This window comes from Pseudomonas sp. NMI542_15, from assembly GCF_021283425.1.
GTDB lineage: Bacteria > Pseudomonadota > Gammaproteobacteria > Pseudomonadales > Pseudomonadaceae > Aquipseudomonas > Aquipseudomonas fortuita.
Genome location: NZ_JAJSRO010000003.1, coordinates 114,991 through 134,776, shown reverse-complemented (window position 1 = coordinate 134,776; position 19,786 = coordinate 114,991). Strand labels below are relative to the sequence as shown.

16 protein-coding genes are annotated in these 19,786 nt (G+C 61.6%); 7 read left to right on the top strand and 9 right to left on the bottom strand.

Features of this window, described 5'->3' with window-relative positions; all coding sequences use genetic code 11:
• Nucleotides 1–138 precede the first annotated feature (138 nt).
• The 4 genes from LU684_RS06615 to gpmI form a co-directional block, all read right to left on the bottom strand.
• On the bottom strand, nt 139–906 hold the full coding sequence (locus LU684_RS06615) for a divergent polysaccharide deacetylase family protein (RefSeq protein ID WP_024717347.1): 768 nt from the start codon (nt 904–906) through the stop codon (nt 139–141).
• An 8-nt stretch (nt 907–914) separates the two neighbouring features.
• A complete protein-coding gene (locus tag LU684_RS06610) occupies nt 915–2,231 on the bottom strand; it encodes a S41 family peptidase (RefSeq protein WP_232894291.1) in 1,317 nt (438 codons plus the stop codon).
• A gap of 78 nt (nt 2,232–2,309) precedes the next feature.
• A complete protein-coding gene (locus LU684_RS06605) occupies nt 2,310–3,617 on the bottom strand; it encodes a murein hydrolase activator EnvC family protein (RefSeq protein ID WP_016489600.1) in 1,308 nt (435 codons plus the stop codon).
• A gap of 208 nt (nt 3,618–3,825) precedes the next feature.
• Nucleotides 3,826–5,361 (bottom strand): 2,3-bisphosphoglycerate-independent phosphoglycerate mutase, encoded by a 1,536-nt coding sequence (gpmI, locus tag LU684_RS06600; protein WP_232894290.1) that lies wholly within the window; start codon nt 5,359–5,361, stop codon nt 3,826–3,828.
• A 206-nt stretch (nt 5,362–5,567) separates the two neighbouring features.
• Here gpmI and LU684_RS06595 point away from each other — a divergent pair, with 206 nt between their 5' ends.
• Genes LU684_RS06595 through secB form a run of 3 tightly spaced genes read left to right on the top strand, consistent with a single transcriptional unit; the run spans nt 5,568 to nt 6,762 of the window.
• Nucleotides 5,568–5,981, top strand: coding sequence for a rhodanese-like domain-containing protein (locus tag LU684_RS06595; RefSeq protein ID WP_016489598.1), 414 nt, complete (start codon nt 5,568–5,570; stop codon nt 5,979–5,981).
• A 1-nt stretch (nt 5,982) separates the two neighbouring features.
• Nucleotides 5,983–6,237 (top strand): glutaredoxin 3, encoded by a 255-nt coding sequence (grxC, locus tag LU684_RS06590; protein ID WP_016489597.1) that lies wholly within the window; start codon nt 5,983–5,985, stop codon nt 6,235–6,237.
• A 39-nt stretch (nt 6,238–6,276) separates the two neighbouring features.
• Nucleotides 6,277–6,762: a protein-export chaperone SecB gene (secB, locus tag LU684_RS06585; RefSeq protein ID WP_016489596.1), complete on the top strand. Its 486-nt coding sequence runs from the start codon at nt 6,277–6,279 to the stop codon at nt 6,760–6,762.
• A 155-nt stretch (nt 6,763–6,917) separates the two neighbouring features.
• Here the strand turns inward: secB and trmL are convergent, their stop codons facing one another.
• Entirely contained in the window at nt 6,918–7,379 is a 462-nt protein-coding gene (gene trmL / locus LU684_RS06580) for a tRNA (uridine(34)/cytosine(34)/5-carboxymethylaminomethyluridine(34)-2'-O)-methyltransferase TrmL (RefSeq protein ID WP_013974580.1), read from the bottom strand.
• On the opposite strand from trmL, the gene LU684_RS06575 reads away from it, so the two are divergent.
• The gene (locus tag LU684_RS06575; protein WP_016489595.1) at nt 7,378–7,815 is read left to right on the top strand and encodes a hypothetical protein; all 438 of its coding nucleotides are present in this window, start codon (nt 7,378–7,380) and stop codon (nt 7,813–7,815) included. The two genes, trmL and LU684_RS06575, sit on opposite strands and share 2 nt — an antisense overlap.
• A gap of 442 nt (nt 7,816–8,257) precedes the next feature.
• On the opposite strand, the gene ntrC is transcribed toward LU684_RS06575, so the two are convergent.
• From ntrC to glnA, 3 genes are all read right to left on the bottom strand, one after another.
• Nucleotides 8,258–9,694, bottom strand: coding sequence for a nitrogen regulation protein NR(I) (gene ntrC, locus LU684_RS06570; RefSeq protein ID WP_016489594.1), 1,437 nt, complete (start codon nt 9,692–9,694; stop codon nt 8,258–8,260).
• Nucleotides 9,691–10,776, bottom strand: a complete 1,086-nt coding sequence (gene glnL, locus LU684_RS06565; protein WP_232894289.1) for a nitrogen regulation protein NR(II) — start codon at nt 10,774–10,776, stop codon at nt 9,691–9,693. Before glnL ends, ntrC begins: the two co-directional genes overlap by 4 nt.
• A 356-nt stretch (nt 10,777–11,132) precedes the next feature.
• Nucleotides 11,133–12,539, bottom strand: a complete 1,407-nt coding sequence (glnA, locus tag LU684_RS06560) for a type I glutamate--ammonia ligase (RefSeq protein ID WP_016489592.1) — start codon at nt 12,537–12,539, stop codon at nt 11,133–11,135.
• A gap of 469 nt (nt 12,540–13,008) precedes the next feature.
• On the opposite strand from glnA, the gene thiI reads away from it, so the two are divergent.
• Together thiI and typA are read left to right on the top strand one after the other, a co-directional pair.
• Entirely contained in the window at nt 13,009–14,463 is a 1,455-nt protein-coding gene (gene thiI / locus LU684_RS06555; RefSeq protein WP_016489591.1) for a tRNA uracil 4-sulfurtransferase ThiI, read from the top strand.
• Between the two features lie 128 nt (nt 14,464–14,591).
• The gene (typA, locus tag LU684_RS06550) at nt 14,592–16,415 is read left to right on the top strand and encodes a translational GTPase TypA (protein WP_016489590.1); all 1,824 of its coding nucleotides are present in this window, start codon (nt 14,592–14,594) and stop codon (nt 16,413–16,415) included.
• Nucleotides 16,416–16,537: 122 nt separating this feature from the next.
• Here the strand turns inward: typA and LU684_RS06545 are convergent, their stop codons facing one another.
• Entirely contained in the window at nt 16,538–16,942 is a 405-nt protein-coding gene (locus tag LU684_RS06545) for a YkgJ family cysteine cluster protein (protein WP_049870388.1), read from the bottom strand.
• A 184-nt stretch (nt 16,943–17,126) separates the two neighbouring features.
• On the opposite strand from LU684_RS06545, the gene LU684_RS06540 reads away from it, so the two are divergent.
• A complete protein-coding gene (locus LU684_RS06540; protein WP_232894287.1) occupies nt 17,127–19,577 on the top strand; it encodes a glycogen/starch/alpha-glucan phosphorylase in 2,451 nt (816 codons plus the stop codon).
• Nucleotides 19,578–19,786: the final 209 nt, after the last annotated feature.

The window sequence follows — 19,786 nt, the reverse complement described above, 5'->3', positions numbered from 1 at the left end:
CGGGGTTTTTTATTGGGGTCGCTTTGCGGCCCTTCGCGGGCATGCCCGCTCCCACAGGATTGTCACAGGGCCTGAAGCCGGCGCGATCCCTGTGGGAGCGGGCGTGCCCGCGAAGGGCTGCAAAGCAGCCCCAGCTTCTCAGCGATTGGTGTAGCGGCCATTCTTGCCATGCCCAGGCATCGCCTGGTTGCTGCGCACGGCAATCATCTGGCTGAGCCTGATCAGTTCGACGCCCTGGGCCTTGAGCTGTGGCAGTGCCCGTTCCAGCACGTCGAGGGTTTGTGGGTAAGGATGCCCGATCAGCACCGCAGACCCTTGCTTGCGCGCCAGGGCGATGCCTTGCTGCAACTGCCCGGTGATCGCCTCGGTTGTGCGCACATCGTCGAGGAACACATCCCGCGAAACGTGGGCCAGGCTGATGCGCTGGGCCTCGGCTGCGGCCACGGTGGCGGCGCTGGTGCGGCTGTCGACGAAGAACAGGTGGCGTTGCTGCAGTTCACCCATCAACCAGGCCATGGGTTCACGCTGTGCCGTCATGCGGCTGCCCATGTGGTTGTTGATGCCGGCGGCGTAGGGCACTTTCGCCAAGGCCGCATCCAGGCGCTGCGCCAGCGCTTCGATGGCTATGCCTGGGTGCCAGGCATAGGGCCCGGTGGCCGGGTCCATGGGCATGTGCAGGATCACCGTTTTGCCGGCCTTGTGGGCCTGGCGGGCGAAGTCAGTGGCATGCGGGGTATCGGGCATGATCGCCATGGTCACCGGGCCGGGAAGGGCGAGGGTACGGCTGTCACGCTCGGTGCTTTGGCCCAGGTCGTCGATGATGATGCTCATGTAGGCCTTGCTGACCGGCGCCGCGTGCGCGACACCGGCCATCAGGGAGAACAGCAGACACAGCAGGTAACGCATCGTGTGGATCATTTGCCCGAAGTGATGTTCAGCCCCTTGAGCAGGCTCAGGGCCTGGCTCAGCTGGAAGTCATCGTCCTGCGGGCGTTCCTTGCGTTTGCTGCTGCCGGTCGGGCGGTCGGCGCCGCCGTTGCCGTTGCCCAGGTGGCCCTGCAGGTCGGCTTCCTTGAAATTGTCGGTATCGACTTCGGCGGTAAGTTTGGCCGGGCGCACTTCGATATCGGGGACGATGCCCTGGGCCTGGATCGAGCGGCCATTCGGCGTGTAATACAGCGCGGTAGTCAGCTTCAGGGCGCGGTCGTTGGCCAGCGGCAGCACGGTCTGCACCGAGCCTTTGCCGAAGCTGTCGGTACCCATCAGTACGGCGCGCTTCTGGTCCTGCAGGGCGCCTGCGACAATTTCCGAGGCCGAGGCACTGCCGCCGTTGATCAGCACCACCAGTGGCACGCCATCGCTGGCGCCGGCCGGGTCGGCAGAGAAACGCAGTTCGGAGTTGGCGATGCGGCCCTTGGTGTAGACGATCAGGCCCTTGGTCAGGAAGTGGTCGGCCACTTCCACCGCCGACTGCAACACGCCGCCCGGGTTGTTGCGCAGGTCCAGCACTACCCCGCGCAACTTCTTGCCGTTGTCTTTGCGCAGCTTGGCCAGCGCCTTGCCCACTTCGTCGCCGGTCTTGACCTGGAACTGGGTGATGCGGATGTAGCCGTAATCGTTCTCCAGCAGCTGGCTCTTCACGCTCTTGACCTGGATAACCGCGCGGGCCAGTGTCACGTCGAACGGATTGCCGCCGTCACGCACCAGGGTCAGGGTGATCTTCTCGCCGATCTTGCCGCGCATCTTGTCGACCGCTTCGGTCATGGTCTGGCCACGGGTCGGGGCGCCGTTGATCTTGACGATCAGGTCGCCTGCCTGCACGCCGGCACGCGAAGCCGGGGTGTCGTCGATTGGCGACACCACCTTGATAAAGCCGTCTTCCTGGCCAACCTCGATGCCCAGCCCGCCGAACTCACCGCTGGTGCTTTCCTGCAGCTCCTGGAAGTCCTCCGGGCCGAGGTAGGCGGAGTGCGGGTCGAGGTTGCTGAGCATGCCCTTGATGGCGTTTTCCAGCAGGGTCTTGTCATCCACCGGTTCGACGTAGGCAGCCTTGATGCGGTCCATGACCTCGGCGAAGGTGCGCAGCTCTTCCAGCGGCAGCGGCGCCTTGGCGGTTACCTCGGTGGCTGGCACTGCGGCGGCCTTGGCCGGCTCTGCGGCGGTGGCCAGGGGCGCGCCGACCGCCAGGGCGATGGACAGGGCCAGCTGGGTGAGACGAGGCGAGTGCAGCATGTCGAACGAACTCCTGATCCTGTAAGTGCTCCCTGGGGAGCATCGGCGCAGCTCTCAGTCTACGCCGTATAAATTTGACTAGCCCCGGCACCATTGCGAAGGGTCGGTAGGCCGGCCCTGCTGGCGGATGGCGAAGTACAAGCCTGCCGCGTCCTGGCCACCGCTGTCACCAACGGTGGAAATGGCTTCACCGGCCTTGACGATATCACCGGCGTTTTTGAGCAGGCTCTGGTTGTGACCGTACAGGCTCAGGTAACCATTGCCATGGTCGAGAATGACCAGAAGCCCCGCGCCGCGCAACCAGTCGGCGAACACCACGCGCCCGCCGTGCACCGCACGGACCTGGGTGCCCGGGTTGGCACTGATCATCACCCCATCCCACTTGGCACGGGCGTCGCTGCCGCGGGCATCACCGAAGCGTGCCAGCAATCGACCGTTCACCGGCCATGGAAGTTTTCCCCGTGCCGAAGAAAATGCACCGCCGTAGCTTGCGCCGTCGGTGGAAACCATCGGGCCGAGCGTGGTGCGGGCCTTTTTCGGTGGTTCCACAGGTTCCTGGGCCTGCTCGCGGGCAGCGGCGGCGGCCAGCGCCTCCTGCTGACGGCGTTTTTCCGCTTCCTGCTGGGCCAGCAAGGCTTTCTTGCGCGCCTCTTCAGCTTCGCGGGCCTGCCGGGCCAGGGTTTCCTCGATGGTCTTGAGGACTTTGGACAGGTCGGCCTGGTCCTGCTCGCGGGCTTGCAACTTCTGATCGCGGTCCTTCATGTCGCCATTGAGCTTGGCCAGCACCTGCTGGCGCTTGCCGCGTTCGGCTTCCAGCGCCTGGCGGCGGCTGTCGAGGTCGGCGCGCTGGGTCAGCAACTGTTGCTGCTGGCCGGCAATTTCCTGCTCGACGTTGGCCAGTTGGCGCAAGGTCTCGTTGAAGGTGCGCAATTGCTCCAGGCGCGCTTTGCTGAGGTAGTCGTAGTACGTCAGGGTGCGGGCGAACTTCTCGGGGTTCTGCTGGTTGAGCAGCAGTTTGAGGTATTCCTCGCGGCCGTTGTTCTGGTAGGCCGAGCGGGCCTGTATGGCAATCAGCCGTTGTTGTTCAACGCGGGCGCTCTGGAGTTTTTTTTTCTCGGTATCAAGGCGCTCCAGATCGCCCTCGGTCTTTTTTAGTTCTTGCTGCAGTGCCTCCACCTGCTTTTCGAGGTTGCCGATGTCGGTCTCGGTGGCTTTGAGGTCCTTTTGCACACCGGCCTTTTCTTCCTGGAGCTTGCCCAGCGTCTTCTTGAGCTCGGCAATATCCTGGCGGGTGGCGTCCAGTTGCTGCTGGGTCTGGGCACGCTCATCGGCAAAGGCCGGGCTGAGCAGGCAAGACAGGGCGAGTAGGATCAGGGCGCGAAGCATGGGGTTTGGCGTACCAAGGATGGAGACCGGCCTAGTATGCCCGCCCGGGCAGGCAAAAAAAACGCCTCGCTGCGGGTGCAGGGGGGCGTTGGTCTGGAAGTCATGTGCGATCGGGGCCGCTTTGCGGCCCATTCGCGGGGCAAGCCCGCTCCCACAGGTACCCACGCAGTGCGTTGTGGGAGCGGGCTTGTCCCGCGAATGGCGCCAATCAGGCGTCGATCAGGATCGACGTCCCGGTCATTTCCACCGGCTTTTCCAGCCCCAGCAGCTTCAGCATGGTCGGTGCCACATCGGCCAGCACACCGCCTTCGCGTACCTTGACGTTGCGCTTGCCCACATAGATGAACGGCACCGGCTCGGTGGTGTGCGCGGTGTGCGCCTGGCCGGTGCATTCGTCTTCCATCTGCTCGACGTTGCCGTGGTCGGCGGTGATCAGCGCTTCGCCGTCCACCTTGTCCAGCGCTTCGACAATGCGCCCTACACAGGTATCCAGCGCTTCGACTGCCTTGACCGCCGCCTCGAACACGCCCGTGTGGCCAACCATGTCACCGTTGGCGTAGTTGACCACGATCACATCGTAACGCTGCTGCTCAATGGCTCCGACAATGCGATCGGTCACTTGCGGCGCGTTCATCTCCGGCTGCAGGTCGTAGGTGGCGACCTTCGGCGACGGGATCAGAATGCGTTCTTCACCTTCAAACGGCTCTTCACGCCCGCCCGAGAAGAAGAAGGTAACGTGGGCGTACTTCTCGGTCTCGGCGATGCGCAGCTGGGTCTTGCCGTTCTTGGCCAGGTACTCGCCCAGCACATTGTTCAGGCTGGAGGGTGCAAAAGCCGCCGGGGCCGGGATCTTGGCCGAATACTGGGTCAGGCCGATGTAGGCCGCCAGTTTTGGCAGGCGGGCGCGTGGGAACTCGCTGAAGTCGGTTTCCACAAACGCACGCGACAGCTCGCGGGCGCGGTCGGCGCGGAAGTTCATGAAGATCACGGCGTCGCCATCTTCAACCTTGACCGCCTCGCCAATGCGCGTGGCCTTGACGAACTCGTCGCTCTCGTCACGGGCATAGGCCGCTTCCAGGCCGGCCTGGGCGGTGTCGGCGGTGTACTCGGCGGTGCTGTCGACGATCAGGTTGTAGGCGGCGCTGACACGGTCCCAGCGGTTGTCGCGGTCCATGGCAAAGTAGCGGCCGATCAGGCTGGCGATGCGGCCCTTGCCCAGCCTGGCGAAGGTGGCGTCGATCAGTTCGATGGACGACTGGGCGCTGCGTGGCGGGGTGTCGCGGCCATCGAGGAAGGCGTGCAGGTAGATCTTTTCTGCCCCGCGCTGCGCAGCCAGTTCGGCCATGGCAACCAGGTGGTCCTGGTGGCTGTGCACGCCGCCATCAGACAGCAGGCCGAGAATGTGAACGGCCTTGCCGGCACTGGTTGCCTTGTCCACGGCGCCGGTGAGCACCGGGTTCTCGAAGAACTCGCCATCGCGGATGGCTTTGGTGACGCGGGTGAAGTCCTGGTAGACGACGCGGCCGGCCCCCAGGTTCATGTGACCGACTTCGGAGTTGCCCATCTGCCCGTCCGGCAGGCCGACATCCATGCCCGAGCCGGAAATGAGCCCATGCGGCCGGGTGGCGCGCAGGCGATCATAAACCGGCGTATTGGCGGCAAAGATGGCGTTGTGTTCGGGGATTTCACTGTGGCCGAAGCCATCCAGGATGATCAGGACCAGGGGTTTGGGCGTACTCGTCATCAATCAAACTCACGGTTGTTCAAAGATGATAAAGACACGCATTTTAGGGCAAATACGCCACCTGCGGCGAATATTCGTCCTGTTCCCTGACCAGCGCGGCCAATGCGGCAACATGAAGGTACCTTTGCAGCCCGCCCGTCGGGCTTTGGTGGTACTGGGGGGCTGTGTATACTGGCCGGCATTTTCAATCGCCTGGAACACCGCTGATGGTTGCTCACCTGATTCAATTCGCGACAGATCACTACATCCTGGTTGCGATTTTCGTTGTTCTGCTGGTCCTGCTGCTGCTCAACGAAATCCGCCGCGGCGGCCAGAGCCTGAGCAATGGCCAACTGACCGCCCTGGTCAACGCCGACAAGGGCCTGGTCATCGACATCCGTACTGCCAAGGAATACGCCGCTGGCCACATCGTCGGTGCCATCAACATTCCGCAGGACAAGCTGGCCGCTCGCATGAGCGAGCTTGAAAAGCACAAAGAGAAGACCCTGATCGTTGTCGACGCAATGGGCCAGCAGTCCGGCACCCACTGCCGCGAACTGCTCAAGGCTGGCTACACCGCTGCCAAACTGAGCGGTGGCGTTTCCAGCTGGAAAGCCGATAACCTGCCCCTGGTGAAGTGATATGAAGCCCGTCATCGTCTATTCCAGCGACTACTGCCCCTACTGCATGCGCGCCAAGTACCTGCTCGAGAGCAAGGGCGTGGCCTTCCAGGAAATCAAGGTCGACGGCAAGCCGCAGGTTCGCGCCGAGATGAGCCAGAAGGCCGGCCGTACGTCGGTGCCGCAGATCTGGATCGGCAGCACCCACGTCGGTGGATGCGATGACCTCTATGCCCTGGAGCGCGCTGGCAAGCTCGACGCGCTGCTGGCGGCCTGATTTGCACTGCATTCAAAAACATTAGGATAAGGACCTGCCATGACTGACCAACAGACCAACGGCGCTGCTGCAGAAGACAACAGCCCTCAGTTCTCCCTGCAGCGCATCTATGTGCGCGACCTGTCGTTCGAGGCCCCGAAAAGCCCGCAGATCTTCCGTCAGACCTGGGAGCCAAGCGTTGCGCTGGACCTGAACACCAAGCAGAAGGCTCTGGAAGGTGACTTCCACGAAGTGGTGCTGACCCTGTCGGTTACCGTCAAGAACGGTGACGAAGTGGCCTTCATTGCTGAAGTGCAGCAGGCCGGTATCTTCCTGATCGCCAACCTGGATGCGGCTTCGATGAGCCACACCCTGGGTGCGTTCTGCCCGAACATCCTGTTCCCTTACGCCCGTGAGACCCTGGACAGCCTGGTGACCCGCGGTTCGTTCCCGGCCCTGATGCTGTCGCCGGTCAACTTCGACGCACTGTACGCGCAAGAAATGCAGCGCATGCAGGAAGCGGGCGAAGTGCCGACTGTGCAGTAATCACTGCCGGTATCAAGAAAGCGCCTCTCGGGGCGCTTTTTTTGTTGCCTGTTCCGGCCTCTTCGCGGGGCAAGCCCGCTCCCACAACGGTTGGGCGTACACAGTTCAATGTGGGAGCGGGCTTGCCCCGCGAAGAGGCCGCCCCTGCCAATGCATCAGCTACCGGCAAACCCGTTCTGCCGCCAGGCCTCATACACCGTCACCGCCACGGTATTGGACAGGTTCAGGCTACGGCACCCCGGCCGCATTGGCAGGCGCAGGCGTTGTTCGGCCGGCAGGCTGTCCAGCACCTCGGCCGGCAACCCGCGGCTCTCTGGCCCGAACAGGAAGGCATCGCCCGGCTGATAGGCCACTTCATGGAACGGGTGCGAGCCTTTGGTGGTAAAGGCGAACAGCCTGGGATTACCCAGGCTTTCCAGGCATCCGGCCAGGCTCTCGTGGCGCTTGAGCGTGGCATACTCATGGTAATCCAGCCCCGCGCGACGCAGGCGCTTGTCATCCAGTTCGAAGCTGATGGGTTCGATCAGGTGCAGGTCGCAGCCGCTGTTGGCGCACAGGCGAATGATGTTGCCGGTATTCGGCGGAATTTCTGGTTGAAAAAGGATGACGTGAAACATGCACGGCTCCAAGCGTGAAGATGACGGGCATTCTACCCCTGAACCGGACGTGCGTTCGAAGGCCTTCCCACGGGTAATGCTGTCACTGGCGATTGTCGGCTTGATGGTAGGGCTGATGATCGGCCGCCTGACCGCGCCCGACGAGCGTGAGCTGCAGCAGGTGGAGGTGGTGCAGGATGGCCTGACGTTGTGGTTCAACGAAGAACCCAAGCTGCATGGCGAGAATGTGGAAGGCACGGTTGCGCTGCTGTTCCAGGCTCAGGGCAAGGCTCAGCAGGGGCAATTGAGCCTGCAGGGCAAACCGGTCAGTTGGCGGGTACAGAAGAGTCAGGAAGGGTTGTTGCTGACGGTGATTGCCGCGCGTCCCCTGCACGGCGAGTGGGCCGGTGCAGAGGACGATGGGCGTTGGCGGGTACAGGTGAAACTGCACGAATAAAAGAGGGGATATCCCGGCCTGCCTGTACCAGGGTCCCCAAAAGGGGTTACTGCGTATAAAGGGGGGATGACCCGGCCTGCCTGTACCGAGGTCCCCAAAACGGGCGGTGCTGCGAATAAAAGAGAGGTTCACCCGGCCTGCCTGTACCAGGGCCCCCGAAACTGGGTATGTATTAGCTATTGCAGGGGGCGTGCCAATTTTGCAAAGCCCGTGAATGTTGGGCTTTGAGGGGGATTTGGCCGAGTTTTGAGGGGGTTTGTGCCTTCCAGCGGTGCATCGGGCACAGGATCGGTGCATCGGGGCTGAAATAGCTGGGGCCGCTTTGCGGCCCTTTCGCGGCACAAGGCCGCTCCTACAGGAGAACGCGAACCCCTGTGGGAGCGGCCTTGTGCCGCGAAAGGGCTGCAAAGCAGCCCCGGGAGATTACGGGTTTACCGATAAGTCAGTGCTCGTCACCTTCCTCGTCATCCCCACCCGCCACGTTCATCCCCAGCTCCTTGATCTTGCGCGTCAGGGTATTACGCCCCCAACCCAGCAACAGCGCCGCATCCCGGCGCCGTCCGGCGGTGTGCTTGAGCGCCGTCTCGATCATGATCCGTTCAAAACTCGGCACCGCGCTGTCCAGCAGGTTCGACTGCCCGCGTGCCAGCGCCTGGTCGGCCCACTGGCGCAGGGCCTGCTCCCAGTTGGTGACCGGTGCAGCATCCTGTGGCAGGTTCAGCAGCTCGGGGGGCAGGTCGCCAATCAGCACCTCGCGGCTGGAGGCCATCACGGTGATCCAGCGGCAGGTGTTTTCCATCTGCCGCACATTGCCCGGCCATGGCAGGTTGCGGATGAACTCTTCGGTTTCCGGTTTCAGAATCTTCGGCTCGACGGCCAGCTCCTGAGCGGCCCGGGCAAGGAAGTGGCGGGCGAGGGCAGGGATATCCTCGCGACGGTCGGCCAGCCGCGGAATGTGGATGCGGATCACGTTCAGGCGGTGGAACAAGTCCTCACGGAACTTGCCCGCCTGCACCAGCGACTCCAGGTTCTGGTGAGTCGCAGCAATGATGCGCACGTCGACCTTGACCGGCACATGCCCGCCAACGCGATAGAACTCGCCATCGGCCAGTACCCGCAGCAGGCGGGTCTGGGTATCGGCAGGCATGTCACCGATTTCGTCGAGGAACAAGGTGCCGCCATCGGCCTGTTCAAAGCGGCCCCGGCGCAGGTTGGCAGCACCGGTGAAAGCCCCTTTTTCATGGCCGAACAGCTCGGACTCCATCAAGTCCTTGGGGATGGCCGCCATGTTCAGGGCAATGAAAGGCGACGCCGCACGCGGGCTGTGACGGTGCAGGGCATGGGCGACCAGCTCTTTGCCGGTGCCGGACTCGCCGTTGATCAGTACGGTGATGTTGGAATGGCTAAGGCGGCCGATGGCGCGGAACACCTCTTGCATTGCCGGGGCTTCACCGATGATCTCCGGGGTGCGTGCCAGATTTTGTGGCACATCCAGGCCTTGCTGCTCTTGGGCATGCTGGTTGGCGCGCTTGACGAGCGAGACGGCCTCGTCCACATCGAACGGCTTGGGCAGGTACTCGAAAGCACCGCCCTGGTACGACGCCACGGCGCTGTCGAGGTCGGAATGGGCGGTCATGATGATGACCGGCAGGCGCGGGTGGTGTTCGCGGATCTGTGCCAGCAGGTCAAGACCGCTGGCGCCCGGCATGCGGATGTCGGAAATGATCACGTCCGGCTGCTGGCGTGCCAGGCGGCCCATCACGCCATCTGCGCTGTCGAAGCTCTGGGTGGTCATGCCTTCTTGTTGCAGGGCTTTTTCCAGGACCCAGCGGATGGAGCGATCATCGTCGACGATCCATACGGTTTCACTTCGGCTCATGAGGCGGTGGCTCCTTGTTCCAGGGGCAGGTAGATCGAGAAGGCGGTGTGGCCTGCGTGGCTTTCGCACTCGATCAGGCCCTGGTGCTGGCTGATGATGTTCTGGGTAATGGCCAGGCCCAGCCCGGTACCGTCCGGGCGGCCACTGACCATGGGATAGAAGAGGGTGTCTTGCAGTTCCGGTGGAATGCCCGGGCCGTTATCGATGATCTCCACCCGCGCGACCAGGCGATGGCGAACATGGCCGATGGTGAACTGGCGCAAGGCGCGGCTGCGCAGGGTGATGCGGCCCAGGCGCAGTTCGTTCTGCGAACTGATCGCCTGCATGGCGTTACGCACGATGTTGAGCACGGCCTGGATCATCTGCTCGCGGTCGATCAGCACGTCCGGCAGGCTTGGGTCGTAATCGCGCACCAAAGTGATGCAGCCCTGGCTTTCGGCGTCGACCAGGCTGCAGACCCGCTCCAGCACTTCGTGGATGTTGGTCATGGCCAGCGATGGCAGTTTGTTCGAGCCGAGCATGCGGTCGACCAGGTTGCGCAGGCGGTCGGCCTCTTCGATGATTACGTTGGTGTAGTCGCGCAGGCCTTCTTCGGGTAGCTCGCGGGCCAGCAACTGGGCCGCGCCGCGAATGCCGCCAAGGGGGTTCTTGATTTCGTGGGCCAGGCCGCGCACCAGCATCTTGGTGGTTTCCTGCTTGCTCAGTTGGGCCTCTTCCTTGGTGATGCGCAACAGCCGGTCGCGGGGGTGCACCTCCAGCAACAGCAGGGTCTGGCCCAGGTTGAGGATGGGCGTTACCGCATAGTCCACGGTGATGGTCTGCCCGGTCAGCGAGGTGAGCTGCGCTTCGCGCTTGGTGAACGGGTGCGCCTGCTCGACGGCCTGGCGCAACGAGCTGAGCGCCTCGGCCGATTCGGTAAACAGCTCGCTGATGAACTGCCCATGGCTACGTTGACCACTGACGGCCAGCAGCATTTCCGCGGCCGGGTTCATGTATTCCAGGCGCAGCTCGGCGTTGAGCAGCAACGTGGCGGTGGTCAGGTTGTCCAGAAGCAGACGGTGCTGCGCATCGCTGATGGTCATAAGGCGTCGTTGACCTCTTTTGGCGCTTGCCTGGCATTTCTTTGGCCAGGGCCGGGCTCGGGGTGCATCGGCTGATGCGTGTCTCTCCGCAGAAAAAATGCAAGAAACAAACCAAAGCTCCGAAAAGAAGCGGGATTTGCCGATAAAGGCCTGGATCTGCGCAAATTCGGATCAGAAAGTCTTGATGAAACGTTTAATGTGAACCAGATTGGGGAGCAAATCGGGGCACTGTACTCAATCTTGCACCAAGATAGAGCATAGCGTGGCGGGCGAGGGTTCTGCGTGTGGCGCAAACGAAAACGGCCTCCCGAAGGAGGCCGTCTTGATCATGTCATCGGCGCGAAGCGGCGATCAGATCAGCAGCTGTAGTACAGCTCGTATTCCAGCGGGTGCACGAAGGTACGGACCTTGATCTCTTCTTCCGACTTCAGTTCGATGAAGGCATCGATGAAGTCGTCGGAGAACACGCCGCCCTTGGTCAGGAACGCACGGCCTTTGTCCAGCTCTTCCAGGGCTTCTTTCAGGCTGCCGCAGACTTGCGGAATGTCCTTGGCCTCTTCTGGTGGCAGGTCGTACAGGTTCTTGTCGGCAGCATCGCCTGGGTGAATCTTGTTCTGGATGCCGTCCAGGCCGGCCATCAGCAGGGCCGCGAAGGCCAGGTACGGGTTGGCCGATGGGTCCGGGAAGCGTGCTTCGATACGGCGGGCTTTCGGGCTGCCGACGTAAGGAATACGGATCGAGGCGGAACGGTTGCGAGCCGAGTAGGCCAGCATTACCGGAGCTTCGAAGCCTGGGACCAGACGCTTGTAGGAGTTGGTCGACGGGTTGGTGAAGCCGTTCAGGGCCTTACCGTGCTTGATGATACCGCCGATGAAGTACAGGGCGGTGTCGGACAGGCCGGCATAGCCTTCACCCGAGAAGGTGTTCTTGCCGTCTTTCCAGATCGACATGTGCACGTGCATGCCCGAACCGTTGTCGCCGTACAGTGGCTTCGGCATGAAGGTAGCGGTACGGCCGTAAGCGTCGGCAACGTTGTGCACGACGTATTTCAGGGCCTGTACTTCGTCAGCTTTCTTCACCAGGGTGTTGAACTTGACGCCGATTTCGTTCTGGCCGGCAGTCGCCACTTCGTGGTGGTGAACTTCAACGGTCTGACCCATTTCTTCCAGTGCGTTGCACATGGCAGTACGGATTTCGTGGTCGTGGTCGAACGGCGGAACAGGGAAGTAGCCGCCTTTCACGCCTGGACGGTGGCCTTTGTTGCCGCCTTCCACGTCAGCGCCGGTCATCCACGAGCCTTGCTCGGAGAAGATCTTGAACATCGAGCCGGAGATGTCCGAGTGGAACTTCACTTCGTCGAAGATGAAGAACTCTGGCTCCGGGCCTGCGAATACGGTGTCACCGATGCCGGTGCTCTTCAGGTACTCTTCGGCGCGCTTGGCGATCGCACGTGGGTCGCGATCGTAGCCCTGCATGCTCGACGGGTCGACGATGTCGCAGGTGATGATCAGGGTTGGTTCTTCGGTGAACGGGTCCAGCACGGCGGTGTCGTCGACCGGCATCAGGATCATGTCGGACGCTTCGATACCTTTCCAGCCAGCGATGGAGGAGCCGTCGAACATCTTGCCGACTTCGAAGAAGTCTTCGTCCAGCGCATCACGCGACGGCATGGTCACGTGGTGCTGAATGCCTTTGGTGTCCGTGAAACGCAGATCAATCCACTTGACGTCATGATCTTTGATGAGTTGAACCGACTTCGACATGTTGTCCTCCGGATGGTCTAGAGCGCGGTGGGCCGCTGCCCTGGAAAAAGGGTGTTGCCGGGCGCGGATAGTCGGCCAAGCTTACCTGCCTCACAAGGGAGCAAATTGCATGCCAGTGCCCGAAAATGGCGAGGGTGGGATAAAAGCAGGCGTTTGCGGGCATTTGGCGGTGGGTTGGCGGGGAAAAGTGCACCCTTACGATGCGGTTTTTGGCATCAACGCACCAATAGGGTGCATTGGTTGGCTGTGTGCTTCCTTTAAGGGCCTCATCGCCGGCAAGCCAGCTCCCACTGAGAGGGCGCAGGTCTTGAGGCCCGCCGAAGTCCTGTGGGAGCTGGCTTGCCGGCGAGGAGGCCAGTACAGGCAATATAAATCCAACCTTCTGTACAAAAGTTGGTCAAATCCTGAGCAGTTTCCGCTATAATTCGCGCCCCACATTTTCGGCAGGCCCTGCGCGCGCTGTTAACCAATGAAACTTATCGTCAAAGTCTTCCCAGAAATCACCATCAAGAGCCGGCCGGTGCGCAAGCGCTTCATCCGTCAGCTCGCCAAGAACATCCGCAACGTGCTCAAGGACCTCGATCCTGAGCTCGCGGTCGATGGTGTCTGGGACAATCTCGAAGTGGTCACCCGCATCGAAGACGAAAAAGTCCAGCGCGAGATGATCGAACGCCTCACCTGCACCCCGGGTATCACCCATTTCCTGCAGGTAGAGGAATACCCGCTGGGTGACTTCGATGACATCGTTGCCAAGTGCAAGCAGCACTTCGGCCACCTGCTGGCCGGCAAGCACTTTGCCGTGCGCTGCAAGCGCGGGGGCCACCATGACTTCACCTCGATGGACGTCGACCGTTACGTCGGCAGCCAGCTGCGCCAACAGTGTGGCGCGGCCGGCATCGAGCTGAAGAAGCCTGAAGTGCTGGTGCGCATCGAAATCCGCAACCAGCGCCTGTACGTGATCCACAACCAGCACCAGGGGATCGGCGGCTACCCGCTGGGCGCCCTGGAGCAGACCTTGGTACTGATGTCCGGTGGCTTCGACTCCACCGTGGCAGCCTACCAGATGATGCGCCGTGGCCTGATGACCCACTTCTGCTTCTTCAACCTTGGCGGCCGTGCCCACGAGCTGGGCGTTATGGAAGTGGCCCACTACCTGTGGAAGAAGTACGGCAGCAGCCAGCGCGTGCTGTTCATCAGCGTGCCGTTCGAAGAAGTGGTCGGCGAGATCCTCAACAAGGTCGACAACAGCTACATGGGCGTGACCCTCAAGCGCATGATGCTGCGCGGTGCCGCGCACATGGCTGACCGCCTGGAAATCGATGCCCTGGTCACGGGCGAGGCCATTTCCCAGGTGTCCAGCCAGACCCTGCCGAACCTGTCGATCATCGACTCGGCCACCGACAAGCTGGTGCTGCGCCCGCTGCTGGCCAGCCACAAGCAGGACATCATCGACCAGGCCACCGAAATCGGCACCGCCGACTTCGCCAAGCACATGCCAGAATACTGCGGCGTGATTTCGGTAAACCCGACCACTCACGCCAAGCGCCACCGCATGGAGCATGAAGAGAAGCAGTTCGACATGGCCGTGCTGGAGCGCGCCCTGGAGCGCGCCAAGCTGATCTCCATCGACCATGTGATCGACGAGCTGGGCAAGGATGTCGAAATCGAGGAAGTGGCCGAGGCGCTGTCGGGCCAGATCGTCATCGACATTCGTCACCCCGATGCCCAGGAAGACGAACCCCTGGTGCTGGACGGTATCGAAGTCCAGGCCATGCCGTTTTATGCCATCAACAGCAAGTTCAAGCACCTGGACCCCACGCGCCAGTACTTGCTGTATTGCGACAAGGGTGTGATGAGCCGTTTGCACGCACACCATCTGCTCAGTGAGGGACATGCCAATGTGCGTGTTTATCGTCCGACATAAGACGCCGGGGCTGTATGGCGGCAGTATCCGCCATCGCCCTCCCGACCACCGGGCCCGCTGAGCCTTAAACAGTACATATTGGCCGCCTACACTGGGCGGCAACCGAATCCTCTGATCGAGATACACTTGTGATCGAAAATCTGCGTAACATCGCCATCATCGCCCACGTTGACCATGGTAAAACCACCCTGGTCGACAAACTCCTGCGTCAGTCCGGCACTCTGGAGCGTAACGAGCTCAACGACGAGCGCGTCATGGACTCCAACGACCAGGAAAAAGAGCGCGGTATTACCATTCTGGCGAAAAACACCGCCATCAACTGGAACGGCTACCACATCAACATCGTCGACACCCCCGGCCACGCCGACTTCGGTGGCGAGGTTGAGCGTGTAATGTCGATGGTCGATTCCGTGCTGCTGCTGGTCGACGCTCAAGACGGCCCTATGCCGCAAACCCGCTTCGTAACCAAGAAGGCTTTCGAAGCTGGCCTGAAGCCAATCGTCGTGATCAACAAGGTTGACCGCCCGGGCGCGCGTCCTGATTGGGTTCTGGACCAGATCTTCGACCTGTTCGACAACCTCGGCGCTACCGACGAGCAGCTGGACTTCAAAGTGGTCTACGCTTCGGCCCTGAACGGCATTGCCGGTCTGGACCACACCGAAATGGGCGAAGACATGACTGCCCTGTACCAGGCTGTCATCGACCACGTTCCAGCGCCAGCTGTTGACCGTGACGGCCCGTTCCAGATGCAGATCTCTGCACTGGACTACAACAGCTTCCTGGGTGTTATCGGCGTTGGCCGTATTGCCCGTGGCCGCATCAAGCCGAATACCCCGGTTGTCGCCATCGACGCTGACGGCAAAAAGCGTAACGGCCGTATCCTCAAGCTGATGGGTCACCACGGCCTGCACCGCGTCGACGTTGAAGAAGCCCAGGCTGGCGACATCGTTTGCATCAGCGGTTTCGACGAGCTGTTCATCTCCGACACCCTGTGCGACCCGACCGCCGTTGAGGCGATGAAGCCGCTGACCGTTGACGAGCCAACCGTTTCGATGACCTTCCAGGTCAACGACTCGCCGTTCTGCGGCAAGGAAGGCAAGTTCGTCACCAGCCGTAACATCAAGGACCGTCTGGACAAAGAGCTGCTGTACAACGTAGCCCTGCGCGTTGAAGAAACCGATTCCCCAGACAAGTTCAAGGTCTCGGGCCGTGGCGAGCTGCACCTGTCGGTACTGATCGAAACCATGCGTCGCGAAGGCTTCGAGCTGGCCCTGGGCCGCCCAGAAGTAATCATTCGCGAAGTAGACGGCGTCAAGCAAGAGCCGTTCGAAAACGTCACCATCGACATCCCTGAAGAATCCCAGGGCAAGGTCATGGAAGAAATGGGTCTGCGTAAAGGCGACCTGACCAACATGGTCCCGGATGGCAAGGGCCGTGTTCGCCTGGAATACAACATCCCGGCGCGTGGTCTGATCGGTTTCCGTAACCAGTTCCTGACCCTGACCAACGGTGCAGGCATCCTGACCTCGATCTTCGACCGCTATGACGCTGTGAAGTCCGGCCACATGTCCGGCCGTCAGAACGGCGTACTGGTTTCGGTCGAAACCGGCAAGGCGCTGACCTACTCGCTGGAAACCCTGCAGGCGCGTGGCAAGCTGTTTGTCGAGCACGGTCAGGAGATCTACAACGGTCAGATCATCGGCCAGAACAGCCGCGACAACGACCTGGGCGTCAACCCTACCAAGGGCAAGAAGCTCGACAACATGCGTGCTTCGGGTAAAGACGAAGTCATCGCCCTGGTTCCGCCTGTTCGCTTCACCCTGGAACAGGCTCTGGAATACATCCAGGAAGACGAGCTGTGCGAAGTAACGCCGAAGTCCATCCGTCTTCGCAAGAAGATCCTGGACGAAAGCGAGCGTACCCGCGCTGCCAAGAAAGCCAAGAACAGCTAAGTTAGCTTTGGCTGAATGAAAACGCCCCCGGTCGAAAGGCCGGGGGCGTTTTTTTATGCCTTCAGGATTTGTGTTGGCCCCTTCGCGGGCTTGCCCGCGAAGAGGCCCTTGAAGCCTGACGATCAGCGCCCGACCACCTTGGGCTTATAGGCGCAATACCCCGGCCGCGGCCCGACCTTGGGGTGGTTGCGGCAGGTATCCGGGCGCTTGTCATAAATGGTGCACAGCCGGCTTTTACGATCCAGATACATGCAGTCATCGTTGCTCATCCGGGTCAGGGTGAAGATCCCTGACTTCTGGTTGAAGCGCTCGATGATGCCTTCCTTCTGCAAGCGTTTAGCCACGTTTTTGGGGGGTTCGTCTTTCTCGAACTCGTCCACCACGCCGATACGGATCAGATCCTTGATCTTCACCTCTACCGGCAGGGTGCAGCAGGTCGAATGGCAGCCGTGGCACATGTGGCTGGCGTAGCGCTGCCAAGTCTCCAGGCGGTCGACTTCGGCGGCGGCGATCAGGGTCGTTTTCATCTTTATAGGGTGGATCACGGTCTTGGGGCGCGCGATGATACCGGAATTGCTCAATTTATGAACAACCTTTTGCCGGATTCGCAGAGTCGGCATGAAAACTGCGAACAGTCACTGTCACTCCCTGTCGAAGGGTCTAGTCTGATCAATCTCCCTCCGCTTTCGTCAACTTGCCAGAGGATGCCGCATGTCTCAGGAACCCAAAGCACGTGACGCCGAGGTGGCCGAATTTCGCGCCGCTGTACTGAACAAGCTGACCTACGCGGTCGGCAAGGACCCGGAACATGCGTTCGACCACGACTGGTTCGAGGCCATCGCTCTGGCCGCGCGCGACCACATGGTCGACCACTGGATGGACCACACCCGCCTGGCCTATCGTCGTAGCCAGAAGCGGGTCTATTACCTCTCCCTCGAGTTCCTAATCGGGCGCTTGCTGTACGACAGCCTGAGCAACCTGGGGCTGCTGGACGTCGCCCGTGATGCGCTGGAAGGGCTGGACGTGGACCTGGAGCGCATCCGCCTGCTCGAGCCCGACGCCGCCCTGGGTAACGGGGGTCTCGGCCGCCTGGCTGCGTGCTTCATGGAAAGCATGTCCACCCTGGGCATCGCCGCCCATGGTTACGGCATTCGCTACGAACATGGGTTGTTCCGTCAGGCTGTAGTCGATGGCTGGCAGCAGGAACAGACCGAAAACTGGCTGGACTTCGGTAACCCTTGGGAGTTCGAGCGTGCTGAGGTGATCTACCCGATCAGCTTCGGCGGCAGTGTCGAAACCGTCAACGATGCCAGTGGCAACCAGCGGCAAGTATGGTCGCCGGGCGAAACGGTGCGGGCGGTGGCCTACGACACGCCCGTGGTCGGCTGGCGTGGATCCAGCGTCAACACACTGCGCCTGTGGCGTGCGCGGGCGCTGGAAGAGCTGCACCTGGAGCGCTTCAATGCCGGTGACCACCTGGGGGCCGTGGCCGAAGTGGCGCGGGCCGAGAGCATTTCGCGCGTGCTGTACCCGGCCGACAGCACCGAGGCGGGGCAGGAACTGCGCCTGCGTCAGGAGTACTTCTTTGTGTCGGCTTCGCTGCAGGACTTGCTGCGCCGTCACCTGAACATGCACAAGGACCTGCTCAACCTGCCCGACGCGGCGGCCATCCAGCTCAACGACACACACCCTTCGATTGCCGTTGCCGAGTTGATGCGGCTGCTGGTGGACCAGCATGAATTGCCCTGGGACAAGGCCTGGGAACTGACTGTTGGCACGCTCGCCTACACCAACCACACCCTGCTGCCCGAAGCCCTGGAAACCTGGCCGGTAGCCCTGATGGAGCGCATGCTGCCGCGGCACATGCAGATCATCTACCTGATCAACGCCTACCATATCGATGCATTGCGGGCCAAAGGCCTGCACGATTTCGACGTGCTGCGCGCGGTGTCGCTGATCGAGGAAGACAATGGGCGCCGGGTGCGCATGGGTAACCTGGCGTTTCTGGGCTCGCACAGCGTCAACGGTGTGTCCGCGCTGCACAGCAAGCTGATGAAGAGCACGGTGTTTTCCGAGCTGCACAAGCTCTACCCGCAACGGATCAACAACAAGACCAACGGCATTACCTTTCGCCGCTGGCTGTACCAGTCAAACCCTCAGCTGACCGAGATGCTGGTCGAAGCGCTCGGGCCGGAACTCAAGGACGACCCTGAAGGGCTTCTGGTTGGCCTGGTGCCATTTGCCGACAAGGCCAGTTTCCGCAAGCAGTTCGCTGCTCAACGGCTGCACAGCAAGCGTGCCCTGGCCAGCATCATCCAGGACCGCATTGGTGTCACGGTGAACCCTGAAGCGCTGTTCGATGTGCAGGTCAAGCGTATCCACGAGTACAAGCGCCAGCTGCTCAACCTGCTGCACACCGTGGCGCTGTATCAGGCCATTCGCAACGATCCCGGCACCAGCTGGGTGCCGCGGGTGAAGATCTTCGCCGGCAAGGCTGCGGCCAGTTACCACCAGGCCAAGCTGATCATCAAGCTGGCCAACGACATTGCCCGGGTGGTGAACAATGACCCGACCGTGCGCGGTCTGCTCAAGGTGGTGTTCCTGCCTAACTACAACGTCAGCCTGGCCGAAAGCATCATCCCGGCGGCCGACCTGTCCGAGCAGATTTCCACCGCAGGTTATGAAGCCTCCGGTACCAGCAACATGAAGTTCGGCCTGAACGGCGCGCTGACCATCGGCACCCTGGACGGTGCCAACGTGGAAATGTGCGAACAGGTGGGTGCCGACAACATGTTCATCTTTGGCCTGACTGCGCAGCAGGTCGAGGCGCGCAAGCGTGCCGGTGATTTTGGTGCAAACGCCGCCATAGCCGCTTCCAGCCGCTTGAGCGACGTGTTGCAGGCGATTCGCAGTGGTGTGTTCTCGCCAGACGACCCATCACGCTACACCGGGTTGATCGACGGGCTGGTGGCCTATGACCGCTTCCTGGTGTGTGCCGACTTCGATGCCTACTGGGATGCCCAGCGGCGGGTCGAAGAACTGTGGCACACACCGCAGGAGTGGTGGCGTATGGCCGTGCTGAACACGGCGCGGATGGGCTGGTTCTCGTCGGACCGGACCATTCGCGAATATGCGACCGAGATCTGGAAGGCACTGGATTGAGCATGTGGGTCCGGGTTGCGGCCCATTCGCGGGGCAAGCTCGCTCCCACAGGATCTGCGTTGTCTTGAAGGCAGCGCAAACCTGTGGGAGCGGGCTTGCCCCGCGATTGGACTGTAAAGCAGCTTCACTCGACAGCCGGCCTGGCGCAGGCTGAACTAGCGACCTATTGTGCCGTCTGAGAGCCGTGGCGAGTCTCATTGCTCGCTAGC